The organism is Staphylococcus hominis subsp. hominis (genome assembly GCF_002901845.1).
In the GTDB taxonomy this organism is placed as follows: domain Bacteria; phylum Bacillota; class Bacilli; order Staphylococcales; family Staphylococcaceae; genus Staphylococcus; species Staphylococcus hominis.
This window is the reverse complement of record NZ_PPQE01000025.1, coordinates 189,421-210,731: the sequence shown is the minus strand read 5'-3', so window position 1 is coordinate 210,731 and position 21,311 is coordinate 189,421. Positions and strand designations below refer to the sequence as shown.

At 30.7% G+C, this 21,311-nt stretch carries 31 protein-coding genes, 1 other RNA gene and 1 riboswitch; of the genes, 13 read left to right on the top strand and 19 right to left on the bottom strand.

The features are described 5' to 3' along the window. Positions 1-37 precede the first annotated feature (37 nt). Positions 38-202 (top strand): hypothetical protein, encoded by a 165-nt coding sequence (locus CD034_RS11155; protein WP_002448129.1) that lies wholly within the window; start codon positions 38-40, stop codon positions 200-202. Positions 203-291: 89 nt separating this feature from the next. Here CD034_RS11155 and CD034_RS02630 read toward each other — a convergent pair whose 3' ends face one another. The 7 genes from CD034_RS02630 to CD034_RS02600 all read right to left on the bottom strand — a co-directional run bounded on the left by CD034_RS02630 (position 292) and on the right by CD034_RS02600 (position 4,725). Next, the gene (locus CD034_RS02630; protein WP_002455564.1) at positions 292-1,107 is read right to left on the bottom strand and encodes a MetQ/NlpA family ABC transporter substrate-binding protein; all 816 of its coding nucleotides are present in this window, start codon (positions 1,105-1,107) and stop codon (positions 292-294) included. Positions 1,108-1,127: 20 nt separating this feature from the next. Next, complete coding sequence (locus tag CD034_RS02625) at positions 1,128-1,823, bottom strand: methionine ABC transporter permease (RefSeq protein ID WP_002448101.1); 696 nt, start codon at positions 1,821-1,823, stop codon at positions 1,128-1,130. Continuing rightward, the gene (locus tag CD034_RS02620; RefSeq protein WP_002448213.1) at positions 1,816-2,841 is read right to left on the bottom strand and encodes a methionine ABC transporter ATP-binding protein; all 1,026 of its coding nucleotides are present in this window, start codon (positions 2,839-2,841) and stop codon (positions 1,816-1,818) included. Before CD034_RS02620 ends, CD034_RS02625 begins: the two co-directional genes overlap by 8 nt. Positions 2,842-2,925: 84 nt before the next feature. Further along, a riboswitch (SAM riboswitch) is annotated at positions 2,926-3,030 on the bottom strand. A gap of 54 nt (positions 3,031-3,084) precedes the next feature. Beyond that, positions 3,085-3,384: a thioredoxin family protein gene (locus tag CD034_RS02615; RefSeq protein ID WP_002448091.1), complete on the bottom strand. Its 300-nt coding sequence runs from the start codon at positions 3,382-3,384 to the stop codon at positions 3,085-3,087. Further along, on the bottom strand, positions 3,377-3,763 hold the full coding sequence (locus tag CD034_RS02610) for a toprim domain-containing protein (RefSeq protein WP_002448075.1): 387 nt from the start codon (positions 3,761-3,763) through the stop codon (positions 3,377-3,379). Before CD034_RS02610 ends, CD034_RS02615 begins: the two co-directional genes overlap by 8 nt. Before the next feature lie 135 nt (positions 3,764-3,898). Continuing rightward, positions 3,899-4,279, bottom strand: coding sequence for a glycine cleavage system protein GcvH (gene gcvH / locus CD034_RS02605; RefSeq protein ID WP_002448172.1), 381 nt, complete (start codon positions 4,277-4,279; stop codon positions 3,899-3,901). Positions 4,280-4,371: 92 nt separating this feature from the next. Next, the gene (locus CD034_RS02600; RefSeq protein ID WP_002455565.1) at positions 4,372-4,725 is read right to left on the bottom strand and encodes an arsenate reductase family protein; all 354 of its coding nucleotides are present in this window, start codon (positions 4,723-4,725) and stop codon (positions 4,372-4,374) included. A 139-nt stretch (positions 4,726-4,864) separates the two neighbouring features. Between CD034_RS02600 and CD034_RS02595 the strand changes: the two genes are divergently transcribed. Continuing rightward, entirely contained in the window at positions 4,865-5,188 is a 324-nt protein-coding gene (locus CD034_RS02595) for a thioredoxin family protein (protein WP_002448188.1), read from the top strand. A 37-nt stretch (positions 5,189-5,225) separates the two neighbouring features. Here the strand turns inward: CD034_RS02595 and CD034_RS02590 are convergent, their stop codons facing one another. Continuing rightward, a complete protein-coding gene (locus tag CD034_RS02590; RefSeq protein WP_002448165.1) occupies positions 5,226-5,765 on the bottom strand; it encodes a nitroreductase family protein in 540 nt (179 codons plus the stop codon). 69 nt (positions 5,766-5,834) lie between these two features. Beyond that, the gene (gene aroD, locus CD034_RS02585) at positions 5,835-6,560 is read right to left on the bottom strand and encodes a type I 3-dehydroquinate dehydratase (protein WP_002455566.1); all 726 of its coding nucleotides are present in this window, start codon (positions 6,558-6,560) and stop codon (positions 5,835-5,837) included. A 161-nt stretch (positions 6,561-6,721) separates the two neighbouring features. Here aroD and CD034_RS02580 point away from each other — a divergent pair, with 161 nt between their 5' ends. Both CD034_RS02580 and CD034_RS02575 read left to right on the top strand, forming a co-directional pair. After that, positions 6,722-7,144 carry an organic hydroperoxide resistance protein gene (locus CD034_RS02580; protein ID WP_002448074.1) on the top strand — a complete coding sequence of 141 codons (423 nt, stop codon included), beginning with the start codon at positions 6,722-6,724 and terminating at the stop codon, positions 7,142-7,144. 451 nt (positions 7,145-7,595) lie between these two features. Next, positions 7,596-8,087, top strand: coding sequence for a GNAT family N-acetyltransferase (locus tag CD034_RS02575; protein WP_002448223.1), 492 nt, complete (start codon positions 7,596-7,598; stop codon positions 8,085-8,087). Positions 8,088-8,101: 14 nt separating this feature from the next. On the opposite strand, the gene CD034_RS02570 is transcribed toward CD034_RS02575, so the two are convergent. Then, a complete protein-coding gene (locus tag CD034_RS02570) occupies positions 8,102-8,701 on the bottom strand; it encodes a histidine phosphatase family protein (protein ID WP_002448069.1) in 600 nt (199 codons plus the stop codon). 194 nt (positions 8,702-8,895) lie between these two features. On the opposite strand from CD034_RS02570, the gene CD034_RS02565 reads away from it, so the two are divergent. After that, positions 8,896-9,138 carry a hypothetical protein gene (locus CD034_RS02565; RefSeq protein WP_002448133.1) on the top strand — a complete coding sequence of 81 codons (243 nt, stop codon included), beginning with the start codon at positions 8,896-8,898 and terminating at the stop codon, positions 9,136-9,138. Here CD034_RS02565 and CD034_RS02560 read toward each other — a convergent pair. After that, a complete protein-coding gene (locus CD034_RS02560; RefSeq protein WP_002448195.1) occupies positions 9,130-9,333 on the bottom strand; it encodes a sterile alpha motif-like domain-containing protein in 204 nt (67 codons plus the stop codon). The genes CD034_RS02565 and CD034_RS02560 overlap by 9 nt on opposite strands. Before the next feature lie 454 nt (positions 9,334-9,787). On the opposite strand from CD034_RS02560, the gene tsaA reads away from it, so the two are divergent. From tsaA to CD034_RS11150, 8 genes are all read left to right on the top strand, one after another. Further along, positions 9,788-10,045 carry a type II toxin-antitoxin system antitoxin TsaA gene (gene tsaA, locus CD034_RS11355; protein ID WP_002455569.1) on the top strand — a complete coding sequence of 86 codons (258 nt, stop codon included), beginning with the start codon at positions 9,788-9,790 and terminating at the stop codon, positions 10,043-10,045. A 22-nt stretch (positions 10,046-10,067) separates the two neighbouring features. Next, positions 10,068-10,256, top strand: a complete 189-nt coding sequence (gene tsaT / locus CD034_RS02550) for a type II toxin-antitoxin system toxin TsaT (protein WP_002448257.1) — start codon at positions 10,068-10,070, stop codon at positions 10,254-10,256. 96 nt (positions 10,257-10,352) lie between these two features. Continuing rightward, positions 10,353-10,919 carry a lipoprotein N-acylation protein LnsA gene (lnsA, locus tag CD034_RS02545; RefSeq protein ID WP_369962964.1) on the top strand — a complete coding sequence of 189 codons (567 nt, stop codon included), beginning with the start codon at positions 10,353-10,355 and terminating at the stop codon, positions 10,917-10,919. Positions 10,920-10,992: 73 nt separating this feature from the next. Beyond that, on the top strand, positions 10,993-11,739 hold the full coding sequence (locus tag CD034_RS02540; RefSeq protein WP_002448118.1) for a poly-gamma-glutamate hydrolase family protein: 747 nt from the start codon (positions 10,993-10,995) through the stop codon (positions 11,737-11,739). A gap of 76 nt (positions 11,740-11,815) precedes the next feature. Next, positions 11,816-12,100 carry a hypothetical protein gene (locus tag CD034_RS02535; RefSeq protein WP_002448116.1) on the top strand — a complete coding sequence of 95 codons (285 nt, stop codon included), beginning with the start codon at positions 11,816-11,818 and terminating at the stop codon, positions 12,098-12,100. Between the two features lie 155 nt (positions 12,101-12,255). After that, positions 12,256-12,483 (top strand): hypothetical protein, encoded by a 228-nt coding sequence (locus CD034_RS02530; protein ID WP_002455571.1) that lies wholly within the window; start codon positions 12,256-12,258, stop codon positions 12,481-12,483. A gap of 132 nt (positions 12,484-12,615) precedes the next feature. Then, complete coding sequence (locus CD034_RS02525; protein WP_002448164.1) at positions 12,616-13,332, top strand: hypothetical protein; 717 nt, start codon at positions 12,616-12,618, stop codon at positions 13,330-13,332. Positions 13,333-13,467: 135 nt separating this feature from the next. Then, positions 13,468-13,644 (top strand): hypothetical protein, encoded by a 177-nt coding sequence (locus tag CD034_RS11150; protein ID WP_002455572.1) that lies wholly within the window; start codon positions 13,468-13,470, stop codon positions 13,642-13,644. Between the two features lie 54 nt (positions 13,645-13,698). Here CD034_RS11150 and CD034_RS02520 read toward each other — a convergent pair whose 3' ends face one another. The 8 genes from CD034_RS02520 to eno all read right to left on the bottom strand — a co-directional run bounded on the left by CD034_RS02520 (position 13,699) and on the right by eno (position 21,290). Further along, positions 13,699-14,640 (bottom strand): cation diffusion facilitator family transporter, encoded by a 942-nt coding sequence (locus CD034_RS02520; RefSeq protein WP_002455573.1) that lies wholly within the window; start codon positions 14,638-14,640, stop codon positions 13,699-13,701. A gap of 96 nt (positions 14,641-14,736) precedes the next feature. After that, positions 14,737-15,098, bottom strand: a transfer-messenger RNA (tmRNA) gene (gene ssrA / locus CD034_RS02515). A gap of 86 nt (positions 15,099-15,184) precedes the next feature. After that, positions 15,185-15,655, bottom strand: a complete 471-nt coding sequence (smpB, locus tag CD034_RS02510) for an SsrA-binding protein SmpB (protein ID WP_002448235.1) — start codon at positions 15,653-15,655, stop codon at positions 15,185-15,187. 24 nt (positions 15,656-15,679) lie between these two features. Beyond that, entirely contained in the window at positions 15,680-18,058 is a 2,379-nt protein-coding gene (rnr, locus tag CD034_RS02505; protein ID WP_002455600.1) for a ribonuclease R, read from the bottom strand. 37 nt (positions 18,059-18,095) lie between these two features. Beyond that, positions 18,096-18,836, bottom strand: a complete 741-nt coding sequence (locus tag CD034_RS02500; protein WP_002448246.1) for an alpha/beta hydrolase — start codon at positions 18,834-18,836, stop codon at positions 18,096-18,098. Positions 18,837-19,040: 204 nt separating this feature from the next. Further along, entirely contained in the window at positions 19,041-19,274 is a 234-nt protein-coding gene (secG, locus tag CD034_RS02495; RefSeq protein ID WP_002448159.1) for a preprotein translocase subunit SecG, read from the bottom strand. Between the two features lie 67 nt (positions 19,275-19,341). Next, entirely contained in the window at positions 19,342-19,812 is a 471-nt protein-coding gene (locus tag CD034_RS02490; protein WP_002455601.1) for a hypothetical protein, read from the bottom strand. Positions 19,813-19,985: 173 nt separating this feature from the next. Continuing rightward, positions 19,986-21,290, bottom strand: a complete 1,305-nt coding sequence (eno, locus tag CD034_RS02485; protein WP_002448208.1) for a surface-displayed alpha-enolase — start codon at positions 21,288-21,290, stop codon at positions 19,986-19,988. Positions 21,291-21,311: the final 21 nt, after the last annotated feature.

Here is a 21,311-nt window from a genome sequence, read left to right as displayed (position 1 = left end):
ATTGTTCAATTTACTTATCCAATTGGAGATGATAACTATGACATTTGTTAATTTTACTGCTATGACAGAAAAAGGTTTAAATAAAAAGGTTAATGCATTCTTAGAAGAACATCCATATATAGAAATTGTTAAATTTGAATATGCGATGGGTCAAGGTGGTATCGGCGTTGGAATACTATATCAAGACGATTCAAGTTTATAATATAAATGACTGCAATAAATGTATTGATATAAAATAAAAAAACGGTTCACATATTTCTTTGTGAACCGTTTTTTACTGCATATTATTCATTATTTTGCAGGTACAACTGCACCTTTGTATTTTTCATTGATGAAATCACGAATGTCTTTAGATTGTAATACTTCAACTAAAGCTTTAATTTTTTCATCATCTTTATGATCTTTACGAACTGCAATTAGGTTTGCATAAGGGTTATTATTAGGTTTTTCAACTACAATTGAATCTTTTTGGGGACTTAAGCCTTGATCAATAGCATAGTTTGAATTAATAATAGCTGCATCTACATCTTGATTTTGATAGATTTTCGGAAGATATTCAGCTGATTGTTTGTTATTGAATTTAATATCTTTTTTGTTTTCAGTAATATCTTCAAATTTAGCGTCTTCAATTTTTACGCCTTTTTTAATTTTAATTAAGCCTTCATCAACGAAGAATTTTAAGAAACGACCTTGTTCAGCTGGGTTATTTGAAACATAAACTGTCGCACCTTTAGGAAGGTCTTTTAAACTTTTGTATTTTTTAGAATAAACAGCCATTGGTTCTAAATGAACTTTACCTGCATCTTCAATTTTGTATCCTTTTTCTTTACTTTCAGTTTTTAAATAAGGAACGTGTTGGAAGTAGTTAGCATCAAGTTCACCTTTATCTAACAACTTATTAGGTGTAGTGTAATCATTGATTGTTTTAATTTCTAAATCATAACCCTTTTTCTCAAGAAGTGGTTTTGCTTTTTCTAAGATTTCAGCGTGTGGTGCTGGTGAGGCACCTACAACGATTTTTTTATCTTTTTCGTCTCCACCTTTACCACAAGCAACTAATACAACTGTCAGTGTAAGTATTAATACTAAACTTAAAAGTTTTTTCATTTAATCTGTCCTCTTTTCTATTATCGTTTATCAATTTTATTTGTAAGCCAATCCCCGATGAATTGGATTATAAATACAATAATTAAAATAAATACGGTTGACACTAAAATGACGTCGTTTTGGTTACGTGTAAAACCAGTTAAGTAAGCTAAATTACCTAAACCACCTGCACCAATAACGCCTGCAATAGCAGTTGAACCAACTAAAGCGATAGCAGTTACTGTAATACCTGAAACAAGTGCTGGCATTGCTTCTGGAAGCAATACTTTTCGAACGACTGTCCAAGTATTCGCACCCATAGACCATGCTGCTTCAATAACGCCTTTATCGATTTCTTTAAATGCGATTTCAACTAATCTTGCGTAGAACGGTGCAGCGCCAATGATTAATGCTGGAAGTGCTCCCGTCGGTCCACTAATTGTACCTAATAATACACTTGTGAACGGAATTAATAACAAAATTAAAATAATAAATGGAATTGCACGGAACAAGTTAACTATAAATGAAACTACCGTATAGAAAATTTTAGCTCCAGGTGCGTCACTTTTAGCTGATAAGAAAAGCAGCACACCTAAGATTAAGCCAAAGATAAAAGCAAAAATGGTTGACACTATAGTCATATAAAGTGTTTCATATATTGCTTGCCAAACTTCAGGCCATTGCACGTTAGGCATAGTAATCATTTCATGGAAGATATCACCATATGATTTATCCATGTTTAATCACCTCCACATTTACGTGTTGTTTATGTAACTCAGTTACAAATGTATTAAATCCATCTTCACTAATATGTGGAATGTGTACAATTAAAAATCCAATTGAACCTGTACGTGTATTTTTAATATTTGCTTCCAAAATATTTAATTCAATATTCTGCGTTCGCGTAATATCAGATACAACAGGTTGTGTTGTATTATTACCGTTGAAATTCAACCTTACAATATAAGCGTCTTTGTTCAATGGTTCTAGATGTTTAATTGAATCTTCAAAATCATCGTCTAAATCGTCTTTCACGAATCGTTTTGTCACCTCATGTTGAGGATTTTCAAATACTTCATCAACATTACCTTGCTCAATAACACGTCCATTTTCCATCACTGCAACTGCATCACATATGCGTCTAATCACTTGCATTTCATGTGTAATAATCACAATCGTTAGATTTCTTTCTTCTTTTATTTTTAACAGTAAATCTAAAATTTCATCCGTTGTTTGTGGATCTAGCGCACTTGTAGCCTCGTCACATAATAAGACATTCGGATCATTCGCTAATGCACGAGCAATCCCAACTCTTTGTTTTTGACCACCCGATAATTCTGAAGGATAAGCTTTTTCACGGCCTTTTAAACCGACCAACTCTACAAGTTCTAAAGCTCTTTTTTTTGCTTCTGTACGAGCTACTCCAGCTATTTCTAGTGGGAACATAATATTACTAATGACAGTACGTGACCATAATAAATTAAAATGTTGGAAAATCATACTTACTTTTTGTCGTTTTTTTCTCAAATCTGATTTAGAAAGTTTGTTAATATTGTCTCCATCTATAATGATATCCCCTGAAGTCGGCTCTTCTAGATTATTAAACATTCGAATCAACGTACTTTTACCAGCACCAGAGAACCCAATCACTCCAAAAATTGAGCCTGATTCTATATTCAAATCAACGTGATCTACTGCTAGTACATCTTTGTTCTTTGTGTGATAGCGTTTAACAACTTGATTTAACTCAATCACGTTAAATGCCTCCCTTAAATTCCTTATGTAATTAAAAAATGCTTTCCCACCTAGAGAGATGAGAAAGCATTTAAAATTATCTTTCTCTCATCTTCTAAAGTCTTAAACTTTATGTGAATTGGCACCATTTCCATTATAGACGGTTGCCGGGCTTCGTAGGGCACATCCCTCCACCTCTCTCGATAAGAGTTTTCGCACTATTTAATTAATTTATATCCTATCACTGTACTAATAATTCGTCAATCATTTTTTTAACTTTTCTAACAAATATGGCACGGATTGAAATGCATAGATTCTATCTACCTCTTTATCCTTATCCATAATTAACAGTACAGGTACAGACATAATTTTATATTCTTCACTAAAATACTTATGGAAATTTAAATCAATTTTTTTAAGTGGTAATTGTTCGATATCATTTGCAATATCTAGCATGCGCTCTGAAATCTTACATGTTCCACACATAGGAGTATATCCAAATATTAAATGTTTATCTTTATCAAAGTGTTCTTTGATGTCTTCGATTTTAATAGAATTATTCATTCACGAGTACTAACCTTTCAGAACTTAAATTAGGTATAAGTTTTTTCTCTTTTTTTACGTTAAATCCATATTTACTCAATACATGAGCAAGATAATTTTTAGGACAACGCGCGACTTCACAATATGTTTTATCTACATAGATATGTTCACTTTCACTTAAATAACGTTTAAACCATTTTCTAATTTTTTCGCCTTCATCATCTGAATCGGCAAGAATATAGACCTGTTTTCCATATAATGTTTCTATCATATCGTCTAGTTTGTCGATACTCATTGTACCATGTGTACAAATAATATTTACAGGTTCAGCTATGACTTGTTGCACTTTCTTCTTATCAGATTTACCTTCAACAATGATAACTTTGTTTAAAATTGCCATGTTCATCCACCTTCTAAGTCGATATTAAACAATCATTTACTTTTTCACGTTATTGATGAATATAAACACAATTTACAGATAATTAATATAATATATAAAAAACTCCTAGATTCAATATCAAGGAGTTTTTTAAAATTATTCGCCAATCATTTCAGAATATTGTTCAGCTGATAGCAATTCATCTAATTGACTTTCATCATTTAATTCAACTTTTACCATCCACGCTTTTTCATAAGGTGATTCATTAACAAATTCTGGACTATCTTCTAATTCGTCATTTGTTTCAACAATTTTACCAGAGACAGGTGCATACAATTCAGATACTGTCTTTACTGATTCAACACTACCAAATGTATCCCCTTCATTAATTTCATCATCGACATCTGGTAATTCGACAAATACGATGTCTCCTAATTCGCCTTGCGCGTATTCAGTAATACCAATTGTTGCCGTATTTCCTTCAACTTTAACCCATTCATGTTCCTTAGAATATTTGAATTCGCTCGGTACTGCCACGAAAATCCCCTCCTAAAAATAATTACAATTTAATGATGCCATACCGTAAGTTTTCATTCAACTATTAATATTAAAAGTTGTGATTATACTTTCTATAACCATACATCTTTATATTGTTCTTCATTAAAACCTAATGTAACTTTTTCACCTGAAACCGCTAGCGGACGTTTTACCAACATTCCATCTGAGGCTAAGAGTTCTAATTTTTCATCATTAGATAATTCTTTTAATTTATCTTTCAAACCAAGTTCTCTATATTTCACACCATGTGTATTAAAGAATTTATTTATTTCCACTTCTGATTTAACTACTAACTCTTTGAATTCTTGTTTTGTAGGTGTGTGTTGCACAATATCTATAGACTCATAACTCACTCCATGCTCATCTAAAAATCGAGCAGCTTTTTTACAAGTTGTGCATTTTGGATATTGATAAAATTTAATCATTCAGTATTATCCTCCTATTTAAACTTATTATAAATATATCAAATTATTTAAATAAACGCTCTACTTTTTAAGCTTTATTTTTTTCTAAATATTAGTAATTAGTTATAATATATAAAACAAGCTAAAAGGAGTGTAAAGTATGAAAAATATTACTACTACTGAAGAATTTAATTCAGTTATTCAAAGTGAACAACCTGTAATTGTAAAATTTGAAGCTGGTTGGTGTCCTGATTGTAAAGCAATGGATATGTGGATTGATCCAATCGTTGACAAGTATAACGACTATAAATGGTATTCTGTAAATCGTGATGAATTAGAAGATGTAGCATCAGACAATGAAGTCATGGGTATCCCAAGTTTACTTATATTTGAAAATGGTCAAAAACAAGCTCATTTGCATTCTGCTAATGCAAAATCACCTGAACAAGTTGAATCATTCTTAAAAGAAACATTTAATAAATAATTAAAGAACCACACTCGTTATTTTGAGTGTGGTTTCTTTAGTATTCTGAGATTAAATGTTTATTTTTACGTTTTGCTTTAGGTGGTACCTCTTCTAAATCAGTAAGATACAATAAACCTGCAATAGCTTCATCTTTAGCAATACCAAACGCTTTTCTTACTTTTGGTTCAAAGATGTACAATGGCGTTTTCCAACATGTACCAATACCTTTTTCATAAAGTAATAACATTAGATTCTGAGTGTATGCACCCATCGCAAAAAAGTTTTCGCGATTTTGTCGTTGTCGTGGGTCAGTTTTAAGTACTAAAACTAACATACCTCCTAAATTTGTCACCGCGTTATAATGATCTTCTTGTTTTTCTGGACTATTTGGAAAGGCAAAACGTGTAATATCTCTACTCATATCTCCTAATCTATCTTTAGAAACATGAATAACTCTCCACGGTTCTCTCATACCATGATTAGGAGCGTCAGTAGCTTGTTCTATGGCTTTAAATACATCTTCATCATTAATCACCATATCATGTTTAAATTTCTTTATACTTCTTCTTAAAGAAATTACTTCTTGTAATTCCACAATTATCGCTCCTCTATATTGATAACTATTATCAATTATACGCGGATATCGATGACATTTCAATGTATACTACATGCTTTCGTAAAATAATAATTGTTTTTTTAGTTCTTTAACATGAATCTGCCCTGGCGCTTGAGGTTCACCTAAGCAACCATATGACACTGTACCCCCAAAAACACCTTGAGCAGTTCGGCTCACTAATCCTAAATGAGACATAGATATTCCAATAACTTGTTGAGAAATCGCTTCAGATGTATAAGCTACTGCTTCTAATAGCATTGCTACGTCCTGTTTTTCCTTAGGCATTACTGCAATTTTTACATACTCAGGATTTAATTTTTGCATTTTATAATATGTGAATTTTAATTCTTCTAACGGTGGCGTTTCTAAAAAATTATGATAGGACACAATTATTTGTTTCTGATGACGATGTGCATTTTCTATAATACGCTTATGCGTCTCAACCTCAATATTTGACTCCCATTCTATATCTATCATTTGACATTCATCTATTGAGGAAATTGTTTCAATTAACTGTAAATATTCTTTATTAGTTAACTGACCTTTTCCACCTTGAGAAATTGTGCGATATGTCACCAATATTTTGAAATGATCCTTTATTTCATTTAGAAGTGAAAGGTTTTTCATTAAAAGTTCGTGATGATGACTCTCCCACTGATCTATACGCAACTCAATGATATCTATATATGCATGATTATCATTGATACTATTTAACGTTTCATTATCTATTATATCTTGAGGTGCTATGGTTGCAGCTACCTTTACTTCTGCCATATAATCCCTTCTTTTCTTGCCATTTACAATTTTATATTATTTTAAACTATTTATGTCACACTCGCCAATGTTTAAAATTCTTTTTAATTTTTACAGATCATGATTTAAAACTTTTTAGTTGGGTATATAATAATTGTATTCGAATTTAGGAGGTAATAATAATGGCAGTTCAATATGAAACTAAAGCAACAAACGTTGGTGGACGTAAAGGACACGTACACACAGACGATAATGCAATAAATGTAGATGTATTACCACCACAACAAGCAGATGGAAACGCAACTAACCCTGAACAATTATTCGCAGCTGGCTATGCTTCATGCTTCAATGGTGCATATGACCTTATTTTAAAACAAAACAAAGTTCGCGGAGCAGAACCTGAGGTAACTTTAACTGTACGCTTAGAAGATGATCCAAATGCTGAAAGTCCAAAATTAAGCGTATCTATTGATGCAAAAGTTAAAAATGTATTATCTCAAGAAGACGCTGAAAAATATCTACAAGATGCTCACGAATTCTGTCCATATTCAAAAGCAACTCGTGGCAACATCGATGTAGATTTAAATGTTCAAGTTGTTGACTAATTAGCATTACTCTTTAAAATCAAAATTTTATAATTTTAAAAAACCCTGAGACACCTCATTATGTCTCAGGATTTTTTTATGTGTTGATAGATAAAGACTGAATTAAAAAGAGCTGATATCAAGTTATTTCAATAGTAGTATGAAAGTTAACATAATGACTTTCAATAAGAACATTTACGTCCTTGGGGATGTATTGCTAGAATTGAACGACAAATTCAAATTGAATTCCGTCCCACTCCATTTCATTTCCTATCTAACAATTAAGTTTAAAGATATCGATGTATGATAGATAATATTCTAACGTCTATGTATTCTCACACTTTTTGTATAATTTTTAAAAATAGGCTATTCTATGGATATAGTTATTAATTAAACTTTATAAAATTTTTATAATTCAATTAATTTGTATAAATAGATTTTTAAATGCTAATAATAATTTGAGGTGAGTATAATGTCAGAAGTTAGAATTCTTACTAACAACGATTTAAATCAATATATTACTTTAATATCAAATGATTCACATACTTATTCATGGGATAAACTTTATTTTCAACATGTGTCTCCAAATTACTTAAAACACATTCTATCTAAAGAAGAAGAGTATTGTAATATTTTTGGCAATTTTAAAAATGAAAAACTTGTGGCTGGTGTTACATTGCGACAACTCAAACAAGTGGGCACACAACATAAAGCAATGTTAGAAAATCTCTTTTTAAAAGACAAAAAAGACGAGATTACTTTGCAAAATTTAATCTGTGAAGTGATTAATTATGCAAAGTCTCGTCATATTGAAAAACTAATGACTTGTATTACCTCAAATCATATTGGTGCAAAGATTTTTTTCACTGCACTTGGTTTTGAAACTTTAGGGATTGAAAAAAACTCATTTAAAGTAGATGATACTTATTTTGATGTTCATTGGCTACTCTATGATATTAAATAGTCAGGATAATGATTTTACTTATTGGCATCATCGATTGTAGGATCCACCATATCGAGAAATTCAAACTTTCCATGTGTATAAATAAATTTTAAAATACAACAATTTCCAATGATATATTGATTTGCCATATCATCACCTATCCATTTCCTTAAAAAAACCTGAATGGCTGTACCATGGCTTACCGCTAAGAATGTTTTTCCATTAGAGGACTCTAATAAATTACTTAATGTCGTAACGATACGATGTTCAACTTCATGTTTCGTTTCTCCTCCGAAAGAGCGTAGTCTAGTTCCAAAAATGTCGTGTTTATCCCAAACTGCATCCAATAATTGAACACTATCCCCTTCAAATAGTCCAAAACTCCATTCTTTTAATCCTTTATTACGTTGATATGCTTGTTCAGGTAAAACATTTTCTAACGTATCACATGCCCGTTCCGAACTAGATGAATATGCTTCGTCAAAAGTAATATGATTATGTTTAAAGTAATGACCTGCTTGCTTCGCTTGAGATATTCCTAATTCAGTAAGTGGAGAATCACTTGCACCTTGTACTTTCCCTCTTAAATTAAACATAGTTTGTCCATGTCTCATTAAATAGAGTATTTTACTCATTACATTCACCTCAATATATTTTTTAAATAATATAGGCAACTTTCTTTTACACCACTTTATAATCCATACATAGTATATCTTAATTTTTTTATACTTAAAAATAAATAAAGGTAAAAAATTAATTAATACACGTTTGGTTCTCATTGTGATGGGTATAATGAATTATAAGTTTTACAAATAAAGGAGCGTTCATTGTGAATGATCATCATCAATACAATTATGTCAATCCTAATAAGCTCTCATTAGATTGGGAATGTTTTGTAATAAGTAAATCAGAAATGTTACTTGATGGAGTTCCTAGTGAACTTATTCATTCGTGGTTAGATAGAGAAATTATAGAACCTTTTTCAATTAGAGATAATGAATTAAACTTTAAAACTAAAGATATATGGAATGCGTTAAAGCAACAAAATTGGTACTATCCTAATTCAAATTAATTTATAGAGACTCATTGCTCGATTAGCGCTTTCAATTAGTTGGTGATCAACGTAATTTGACATCACATATGCTCTAATTTCTTTATTATTGCGTTCGTTTTTGGGAAATTTATGATCATTTACAATGTAGTTTGCTAAACTTCCTAGTGGTGTATCATCATTAATAAATCCAATAACAAAATCATAAAATGTCATTTTTTTCCTCCTCACATTACAACATTTCAGTATCTCCTATCATCTTATTGTTTCTAAATGAATGATGTTTATTTATATATAATCACATCAGTAAGTTATATTTTTTATAAGAGTTGTAATGTTTTAATTGATTTTATTAAAATAATTAAAACACTTTATTTCTAATTATTCACTAAAAACATTCTATGCGAATATTAATTTTCTGTAAATGTGACGATTTTTCGAATTTTTATACTCTTTTATTTACTTTTTTGATTTCCCCTTTTAATTGATACGTTTATTAGTTAATCATACATATTTATGACTGCCGATGAGTACATTTTAGTTTAATCGCCGGTTTTTTTATGTAAATTTACGAAGTCATTCTTTTAATAAGGATTAAAGTTTTACCTTTCTTTTAAAGAAGTGATATGATGATAAAAAAGACATCATTGTTATAGAGGTGACACTACCTATGAATATTAATAAATTATTTTGGATTAATATTATGATTACCCTTTTATTTCTAGGTTTTAACATTATTGTCACCTATTTTCCTAAGTTAGATGATTATTTCTGGCTCATACCTGGTTTAATCATATGTGGCCTCACTATTTCATTCAGTTTAATTGCCGCTATCTTGGATAAAAACCTTATAAGCGAAATAATTTTTTTAACTAATCTAATCATTTTTTTATATTATATATATCCACTGATATATAACTTTTTTTAATTAAAATGTGGGAGGTTTACAAATGAGTACGCATTTAACGATTTTACTTTGGCTGGGTATTATATTTGTTGTTGCTGCTTCAATTATATTAGGGTTATTGCTAAAATCTAAAAAAGAAGAACGTAAAGAATCATATTTAGGCTTTACAGTCATCTTCTATATTTTTGGTTTTGCTTTACTGATATATATACTATTATTTGGTATTTTATAAATAGGGTTTAAAAGAACAAAATACGATTTTATTTTGTTCTTTTTTATATGTTTCTCTATAAAACGATTAAGGAGATATAAATTGAAGATTATTCAATTGAAACGTATTATATTTGTGATTTTCATTTTATTACTATTTTTCGCGTTCTCTTCTCATACTTATGCATCTATAAGTTCCACTTCTTCATCTTCAGAAAAAGGAAATGATTTCAAATTACAACCTGGTGATATTATTCTTACAAAAGGTCCGGTATTATTTGGTTTCTTTGGACATTCAAGTATTGCTTTAGATCATGATACAGTTTTACAAATTGAAGGACCCGGCGATAAGCCTATTATTGAATCTTTCGAATCATTTAAACAGCGATTTGGCGTTAAAAAAAATGATTGGATTAAAATATATCGTTGTGAGTATCCTAATGCAGGTCAAAAAGCAGCTAATTGGGCAAAAGCTCATTATAAAAATAGTGATAAAACTTATTTAGTTACACTTAATTTAAAAAGTGAACGCTTTACTTATTGTACTAAAATTATCTATCAAGCATACAAATATGGTGTAAGTAAAGATACGATAAATGATCATGGTTTACTAATTATCTCTCCATATGCTTTAGTTGATAATTTTAATAATGACTATCGTCTTAAACTAGTAAAAAAATACTAATAGTTAAAGAATATGGCGTTACACTATACTTTTCTATACTAAGAAATGATATATAAAGGAACAACTTATTTTTATGAAAAACAAAAAATTACATTATCGATTCTTTTATTATATGTTTTTAACTCTTATTATTATATTATTTATTCTTCTCTTTCTTTACTTTTATAAACATTTTGAGTTAAAACAACATCAATCCTTAGATTACTATGCTAACTTTAATGATTTAAAACAACATACAACAAAAAATAAAGATTGGAAAATAATCACAAAACACCGTAAGCACAGCGATACCTTAATTACAGCTATTCATGGTGGAAGTATTGAACCTGGAACCACTGAACTCGCTCGTCGTATTTCAAATATTGGTCAATATAATTTTTATTCATTTGAAGGTCTACGTTCAGATAATAATGCTCAACTACATATTACTTCTACTGTTTTTGATGAACCTCAATTATTAGATATGCTCAACCATTCGTCAAAAACAATATCTATTCACGGATATGCAGGCGATGAACCCATTGTTTACGTAGGTGGTAAAGATAAAAAATTAGTTCAAACATTACGTCATTCATTAACTCATCATGGATTTACAGTACAAAAAACGCCTAAAGGAATTGAGGCCCTTTCCTATAATAATATTATTAATAGAGATAAAAAAGATACAGGAGTGCAACTGGAATTGACGACCCGCCAGCGAGCTTTGTTTTTTAAACATAATAAATTGGATAAAAATAATAGACGATATTCAAAAAATTATACGAGAACATTTTATAAATTTGCCGAAGCAGTAGATCAAGGTATTAAAAAAGCGCAATAAATGTAATATCGTTTTTTTAGTTTTTTAATTAAATTAATTTGGGTATATATAAGTAATGAGTTTAGGAGGCGTTTCTATGGACGAGTTAACTAAAGAACAAAAATATACAGTAGCAAAATTTTATAAGCTATATATGGAACGTTCAAATAGTGGACAAACAGAGGAAGAAGCAAATAATTTTAAAGATAGTATTACAGCTCAAGATGATTATTTTTGCGATAGAAAATATAGTGATTTCTTAGAAAATTGCAAAGTTCTTATTGATCATGGCTATCTAGATGGAAATATTATGTCTGATAGAATTGATAATATTAAAGTTACAAATAAAGCTTTTACTGAAATTGAACAAAGCTTTAATTAAGAATATCTAATTTTTTCAAGTTATTTCTATTCAAGAATATTTGCTTAAAAGTCTTAAATAAATATATTTATTTAATTATGAATATAACTTTTAAAGCCTGCACATATGTATTGAGTATGTTTCAGGCTTTTTATTTTTAATAGAGGTGAGTTTATATGAATCATTGGAAAATTAATAATATGACGAATAGAAATCTACTTATACAACAAAACGAAAATGATGTATCTATAGTTGAACCTTTAAATAACAGTTCATTTAAAATTCTATCAGAGTTTAAACTGAATACACCCTCTCTTCCTATTAATACATATGATGAACATTTATATGTTTCAATCAATTTTAAAAATGAAGAAATTAATATTTACAATAAATCGAATGAATAACACTATTATATTAATAATTTTATCAACTAAATTGTTTTAAAAAAATAATAAAATGTTAAATAAATATTAATATTTATTATGTAATATTTATAGTGAAATTTGATTGACATATTGTAATGATGGAGGTCAGTTATGGATAAAATTATATTCTATCTAGGCATTACTTTATTTTTAATCGCTTGTATAGTCATTATTTTTGGTATTATTGCTATTTTTAAAAATAAAAATTACTTAAAAATGCTTGCTATGGCTATTATTATTATCTTATTAAGTATGCTTGCACTGGGTATTCATAAAGTCATTGAGAGTAATAATCCCTCTAAAAGTGACATCACTCCTATAAAAAAAGAAAAGCCTAAAGATAATAAAACAAATAAAGAAAATAACAATAAAAAAGAAAATAATTCTAAGAAAAATAATAAGGATACATCACATGAGTCTATTCAGGATACTCCTTCCACTCAAGAAAACACACCCGCCACAGAAGAAAATTCAATTCAGTCATCAGAATCACCAACTACACAACAATCAATACAACAAGAAAACCCAACTACTGAACAAAATAATGCGACTACAAATAATCAAAATTCTACACAACGACAGCAAGAACCTTCAACACAACAACAAGACACATCTCAATATCAGACGAATTCAGCAAATAATGATTCAAAACAAACACATTCTACTCACAACCAGAATAGTCAAAATAGTACTCAATATAATCATACAAATGAATCTAATACAACAAAAGACAACACTAATAATGTAAATCAAAATAGCACATTAAATACAACTCAAAATACACAAAGTAATAATACGAATAATAATATAAACCAAATAAACAATTAATAATAAAAAAGGTAGAGCTTTGAGGCTCTATCTTTTATTTTTGACATCATTTTAAAATTTATAAATATTTATTGAATATTACATTTAATATGCCATACTAAAATATGATACGACTTAAAACAAAGGGATGAGACAATGAAAAAATTAGCCTTACTAACGCTTTCAAGCTTTCTAATATTAGGTGCATGTAGTCATAGTAATGATACAGTCAAAGATGTAAACGAAAGTGCACATAAAAAGAATAATCCAAAAGCACACAAATCCAAAGGCAATTCTGAACGCATAGATAGTAAAAAAATAAATAAAAACTAAAAATAAGGAGTAGAAGCGCTCTTACTATCCATCGCTTCTACTCCTATTTAATTATCATTCTTCGTATTGTTTAAAGTAATCTTCGTCTAAATGGTTAAGATGAATATTTTCAATTTGTAGTGTAACATGTTCTAAATTATATTTTTCTTTCAACAATTCAGAAACTTTATTAACCGTTGAATACGGCCATTTAGTATATTCATCACTTAAAACAACATGAGCACTCAATGAACTATGGTTTGTAGTGATGCTCCATAAATGAAACTCATGCACATCTATAACGCCTTCAACGCTTTTCATTGCATTAATAATTTCATCTGAATCATATCCATCTGGAATACGCTCCATTAATACTTTCCAAGCATTTTTAATTATTTTATAACCACCATTTAAAATGATAAGAGAAATGATGATACTAATGATTGGATCAATAATTGCCCATCCAGTAAAATGAATAAGTACTACTGCTACGATAACGCCAATTGAATTTAATAAATCTCCGAAAAAATGCCATAATGCACTTTGAATATTGACATTATCTTCTTTTCTTAAAGATCTATATAAAATAAGTGTTAAAATGATATTTATAATAAGACCTAATACAGCTACAAATATCATAATACCACTTGCTACCGGTTCAGGATGTATGATTCTCAAAATGCCTTCGTACATAATACCTAACGAAATAACAATTAATGCTAAACCATTTAAGAAAGCTACAATAATTTCTAATCTTAAAAATCCATACGTATAATGTTTCGTTGGAGGCTTACTTGCAAAATAAATAGCAAGCATAGACAACCCTAGTGCCAAAACATCACTTAACATATGGAATGAATCTGATAATAAAGCAAGTGAATTAGCATATAATCCACCTACAAACTCTACAATTGTAAAAATCAGCGTAATAATCAAAGAAGACCAAAGCGTTGCTTTTGAACTACTTTGAAATTTCCTATGTTCTACATGATGAAAATATTTTGATTGATTGTTCATTACTTCTCTCCAAACAATTAAATTATAAACTATTTTCTTTAAAACTACCCTAATATATATTAAAAAAACCTGCAACCAATAAGGTTACAAGCTATAAGATGGAGGCGGCGGGATTCGAACCCGCGTCCAGAGGTCCTGATACAAATTTTTCTACGTGTGTAGTCTATTGATTCATTTCGCATATTGGTAAGCAACAGACAACCAACAATATGCTAGTTTGATTAAATTTCATCTAAACAGACTTCAAACGGCAGTGTTTAGCATATCCTATTAGGGTTGAATCGCGTTAACAGCACATAGGAAATGCTGTTAGGCGATGCAGAGTGCTATTACGCAGCTACTGCTAAATTATTGTTTGATTTGTCAGTTATATTTAACCGAATGTGTTGATGACGGAGACAACCCTCCGACACGCTTAATAAGCTCGGGGGACCCCTGTCGAATCCAAAAACGCCCCCGCAATATAATAAAATATAAGATACAGTTTAATTTAAACAACTTTACTTATCATAACAAATAGAGCCCGATTAAGCAACAATTATGCTTAATAACGGGCTTTCATTGCACGATCAACGTCTCGTTTCATTGCTTTATCTTTCAATGCTTGACGTTTATCATGCAGTTTTTTACCACGAGCTATGCCTAATAAAACTTTACATTGTCCATGTTTTAAATACAATTTTAAAGGAATAATCGAATATCCAATTTCTCTTGTACGTTCGCCTAGTTTGATAATCTCTTTTTTATGCAATAACAACTTTCTTGACCGTAATGGATCATGATTAAAACGATTTCCTTCTTCGTATGGAGCAATATGCATATTATTAATGTACATTTCTCCACGCTTCACTTGTGCATAACTATCTTTTAAGTTCGCACTACCACGTCGAATCGATTTAATTTCTGTACCTTGAAGCACAATGCCTGCTTCAATGGTATCTTCAATATTATAATCATGTCTTGCTTTACGGTTTTCAGCCAATGTACCTGGTGATTTTGTTTTTTTCTTGGCCATTAATGTATGTCACCTCTTTGCTGATTATTTTTTCTTACGACGCGCTTTTTTCTTAATATGTTTATCTTTATAAAAAGGTTTATGCTTAGTTGAGCTTTGTTTATCACGTTGACGTTGATTTTTACCCTTACGTTGTTTACGCTTTTTCTTTTTGTTTTTTTGAAGATTATCTTTAGATTTATCTAAAGATTTACCACGTGTTTTAGCTTGAATCGTTTTTCCACGAGCAGGACGCTGTGATTTATCCTTTTTAGGTAATGGCATGCCAACAATTTGGAAATCTATCATGCGTTCATCTACGTCTACATGAGTAACTTTAACTGTTACCTCATCACCAATTCTAAACACTTTAGCATGTCGTTCACCTATCAATGCCATTTGTCGTTCATCAAATTGATAATAATCATCTGTCATATTAGAAATATGAACCATACCTTCTATCGTATTTGGTAATTCAATGAACATACCAAAATTGGCAACAGAGCTTACAATACCTTCAAATTCATCGCCAATATGTTGAATCATATACTCTGCTTTCTTCAACTCATCTGTATCTCTTTCTGCTTCAATTGCACGACGTTCACGTTGAGATGTATGTTCTGCTAATTCTGGTAATGTTTCTTCCCATTGATGCATCTCTTTATGATTCATAGAGTGATCGACAAGATACTTACGAATTAAGCGATGGACAGTTAAATCTGGATAACGACGAATCGGAGAAGTAAAATGTGTATAATATTCTGCTGACAAGCCAAAATGACCTAAATTCGTATCATCATAATGTGCTTGTTGCATTGAACGTAACATCATTGTTGAAATAACCATTTGCTCAGAACGACCTTCAACTTCTTCTTGGATAGATTGTAATGTTGAAGGATGAATATCTTCGCCTGTGCCTTTAACCATAATACCAAAATTAGTAATAAAGTCGAAGAACTGGCGTAATCGATCTGATTTTGGTTGTTCATGAACACGATAAATAAATGGCACTTCTAATTTGTTAAAATGTTCAGCAACTGTTTCATTGGCTGCTAACATAAATGATTCAATTAAACGCTCTCCTTCACCACGTTCTCGCAATATTACATCTGTAGGTAGGCCTTCTTGATTGACCAATACTTTAGCTTCATTAATATCAAAATCAATTTCACCACGACGTTTACGCATACGGACAAGTCGATTAGATAAATCTTGTGCTAAATCTAACATTGGAACAATTTCACTGTATTGTTGACGCACTTCTGTATTTTTTTCGGTAATAATTTGATTCACTGCATCATACGTCATACGATAGTTTGAATGAATAACACTATCAAATATGTCATGATTCACCACTTCGCCACGCTCATTTATTTCCATACGACAACTTAACGTTAAACGATCTACTTCGGGATTTAATGAACAGATACCATTACTTAAACGGTGTGGAATCATTGGAATAACACGGTCTACTAAATATACACTCGTTGCTCTATCATAAGCTTCTTTATCTAGCGCAGAGCCTTCTTTTACGTAATAACTTACGTCTGCAATACTTACTGTCAATTCCGTATGTCCATTATCTAGACGTTTAACGCTAATTGCATCGTCTAAATCTTTAGCATCTGCACCATCTATTGTAATTGTAAGATCGTTTCTTAAATCTCTTCGTCCTTTAATTTCTTCGGGTTTTATTTCTTCAGGGACTGATTCCGCTTCTTTTAATACCTCATCAGGAAATTCAATCTCAATTCCATGCTGATATATAATTGAAAGAATATCTACTCCTGGATCATTTTTATGACCTAGAATAGCAGAAACATGTCCTTCTGGATTATCTGTGCCATCAGCATATTTTGTGATTTGGACAAGTACTTTATGACCATCTACGGCTCCAAGACTCTGTCCTTTAGGTATAAATATATCTTGCATAATACGTTTATCATCAGGAATGACAAAACCAAAATGTTTTGCTTCACTATACGTACCTACCACTTGTGTGACAGAATGTTTTTCTATAGATTTTACTTCACCTTCAACTTTTCCACGATGCTCTCCTCTGGATTTTTGTAATTCAACTATTACTGTATCTCCATCTAAAGCACGGTTAATCTTTGTTGGTGGAATAAAAATATCTTCAAATTCTTCGTTTTCTGGGCGTAAAAAAGCAAAGCCTTTTTTATTTTGACTTAAAGTACCTCTTATTAATTTTGAACTTAAATTCTTATTTGATGCTTTACGTTGATAGCGATCTGTCTTTGTTCGCTCTACCAATCCTACTTGTTCAAGTTCAACGAGCACCTTTATTAATTCTCTAAATGAGTCGGCACTACTAAGACCTAAAGCATCTTGAAAGTCTGATACAGACATCGGTTCATAATCAGGTTGTTTTACAATTTCTTCAATGGATTGCTTTAAATTCATCATGCCCCTCCTTTCTTTAATCAATTATTTTTATGATTTATTCAGACCAGTCTAATCCTTCTAAAAACTCATATACATCTTCAAACACTTGTTCTTTTTCTTTATCAATTGTAATGACATGTCCTGAATTTGCATACCATTTAATTTGTTTTTCATCTGAATCTACATTTTCATATATATAATTTGCTGACTGAGGATCAATCATTTCATCTTTTTCAGCTTGAACTACTAATATAGGATCTAAGACTTCATCTACATCATTACGCACACGACTTAACGTATCACTAAGTTCTTTGAGTGTTTCAGTAGGATGAAAATCTTCCATTTCTTTATCAATCGTTGCTTGATCTTTACCTTCATACTTTTTAAAATTACGTGCATATTCTAAAAAACCTTCATAGATTGTACCTTCTGTTTTTACTTCGGCAGGTGCACACATTGTTATGATACCTTTTACAGGACGGTTTAAACTTAACTTCAATGCAAATACACCGCCTAATGACAATCCAGCTACCGCTATATCTTCATAACCTTGTTCTACAAGATAATCATAGCCATCAAGTACATCTTTAAACCATACATATGGACTAGATTTTAATATCTCTTCTGGTGGCGCAGCATGCCCTTCATACTGTGGTGCATAGGAAGTATAACCCTTTTTTTGTAAAAATCTACCAAGTTGTCTTACATCAGATGAATTACCGGTGAATCCATGTAAGAGTAAGACTGCTCTTTTACCTTCTTGGAAAAAGAAAGGTTGAGGTAACTTAATTTGCATTTTTTATCCCTCTCTAACAAAAATTATAATATGATTACTTTTTTATTTTGTACTAATAGATTGTATTCATTATATAATCAATCTATTTTATTCCCTTAATAGCTTAAAAATATGCATTGATGATCATATTAAAATAATGATTTCATTATAAAATGTGTTAACTCTATTATAAATAAAAAAGCCCGACATTGATATCGTCGGACCTTATAAACCAAAATAACTTATTCCAATCATTATTAAAAAGAAAATGATGGCTAACACAATTGTTAATCTATGCAAGAATAAATCGACGCCACGTTGTTTTTGCTTACCAAATAACTGTTCAGCGCCCCCACTAATCGCACCCGAAAGTCCATTACTTTTACTTTCTTGGAGTAATACAACAGTAATTAATGCAATACAATCAATAATTAATAAGACCATAAATAATGTATGCATGAAAATTGTCCTCCGTTCATTATATACGTTCCGAATTATAACATATTCTTAATATAGTTATCAAATACTATCGATTAAATGTACTTTTACGTACAATTGAAATAATTAACATATATATTGCTAATATTGCTGAACCAATCACGACGATTAAAATAGGTAAAATAAATAAAATAGATTTTGTTTCAATAATAGCATTTAACACCATCGTTAAGTTGACAAGTGTAAATAATACATTTGATACATATACGGCATACATAAACCACCAAAGATATTTATGTCGATTCCATAAAGCAATTACTCCAGCTAAATATGCGAGAATATACATAATACCTGTATATCTAAAACTATTTAAAATGTTATCTACTGCACTGCTTGATGCTTCTTGATGTGCTAGTGTTAACAGTGTTTTAGCAGTGTGAGCATCTAAAGCAATAAAATTATGGATAATTAATAATATACAAAATACAAGCGAACTATATCCAATCCATTGACCGGCAATACGTTCTCTTTTATTTGACTGATTAAGTTGTTGATCCATCTTCAATTCTCCTTCTTTCAATTACAGGATTATTATATCAGTTTCATCAATGAAGTTAAATCTTACACTTCGAGGCTATTATTTAAAATTTTATATTAAAAAAAGCCTGTCATAGTCTCAACTCTATGACAGGCAAACGCGTGAACTCTATTAATTTTAGTATGTTACTAAAATTATTTATCTAAATTGTAGAAAGATTTAATTCCGTCAAATTTTGCTGTTTCAAATAATTCATCTTCAATACGTAGTAATTGATTATATTTCGCAATACGATCTGTTCTTGATAATGAACCAGTTTTAATTTGACCAGCATTTGTTGCTACTGCGATATCAGCAATTGTTGTATCTTCAGTTTCACCAGAACGGTGAGATACTACCGCAGTGTAACCAGCTTTTTGAGCCATTTCAATAGCATCAAATGTTTCAGTTAATGTACCAATTTGGTTTACTTTGATTAAGATTGAGTTACCAATACCTTGTTCAATACCTCTAGAAAGAATTTCAGTATTAGTTACGAATAAATCGTCACCTACTAATTGAACTTTGTCACCGATACGATCAGTTAATTGTTTCCAACCGTCCCAGTCATTTTCATCCATACCATCTTCAATTGTAATGATTGGATATTTACTAATTAATTCTTCTAAGTAGTCAACTTGTTCAGCTGCACTACGTTTCGCACCATGTTCACCTTCGAATTTAGTGTAGTCATATACACCATTTTCATAGAATTCAGATGACGCACAGTCAAATCCTAAGAATACATCTTCGCCTGGTTTGTAACCAGCTTTTTCAATCGCTTTAATGATTGTTTCAACTGCATCTTCAGTACCGTCAAATCTTGGAGCAAAACCACCTTCGTCACCTACAGCAGTTTCTAATCCGCGTTCACTTAAAATTGATTTTAAGTTATGGAAAATTTCAGCACCCCAACGTAATGCTTCTTTAAATGATTCAGCACCAGTTGGTAAAATCATGAATTCTTGGAATGCAATTGGTGCATCTGAGTGAGAACCACCGTTAACAATATTCATCATTGGCACTGGTAATTGTTTACCGTTAAATCCACCGAAATATTTGTATAATGGTTGACCTAATAAGTCAGCAGCTGCACGTGCAACGGCAATAGACACACCTAAAATAGCGTTTGCACCTAATTTACCTTTGTTAGGTGTTCCGTCTAATTGAATCATCATTTTATCAATTGATACTTGATCTAAAACTGAAAATTCACCTTCAACGATTTCTGGAGCGATAATTTCGTTTACATTTTCAACAGCTTTTGTAACACCTTTACCGCTATAACGTGATTTATCTCCATCACGTAATTCAACTGCTTCGTGTTCACCAGTAGAAGCACCTGAAGGTACTAAAGCACGACCAAAAGCACCACTTTCAGTTAATACTTCAACTTCAACTGTTGGGTTACCACGTGAATCTAATACTTCGCGAGCATAAACATCTGTAATAATTGGCATAATAAATAATCTCCTTTAAAT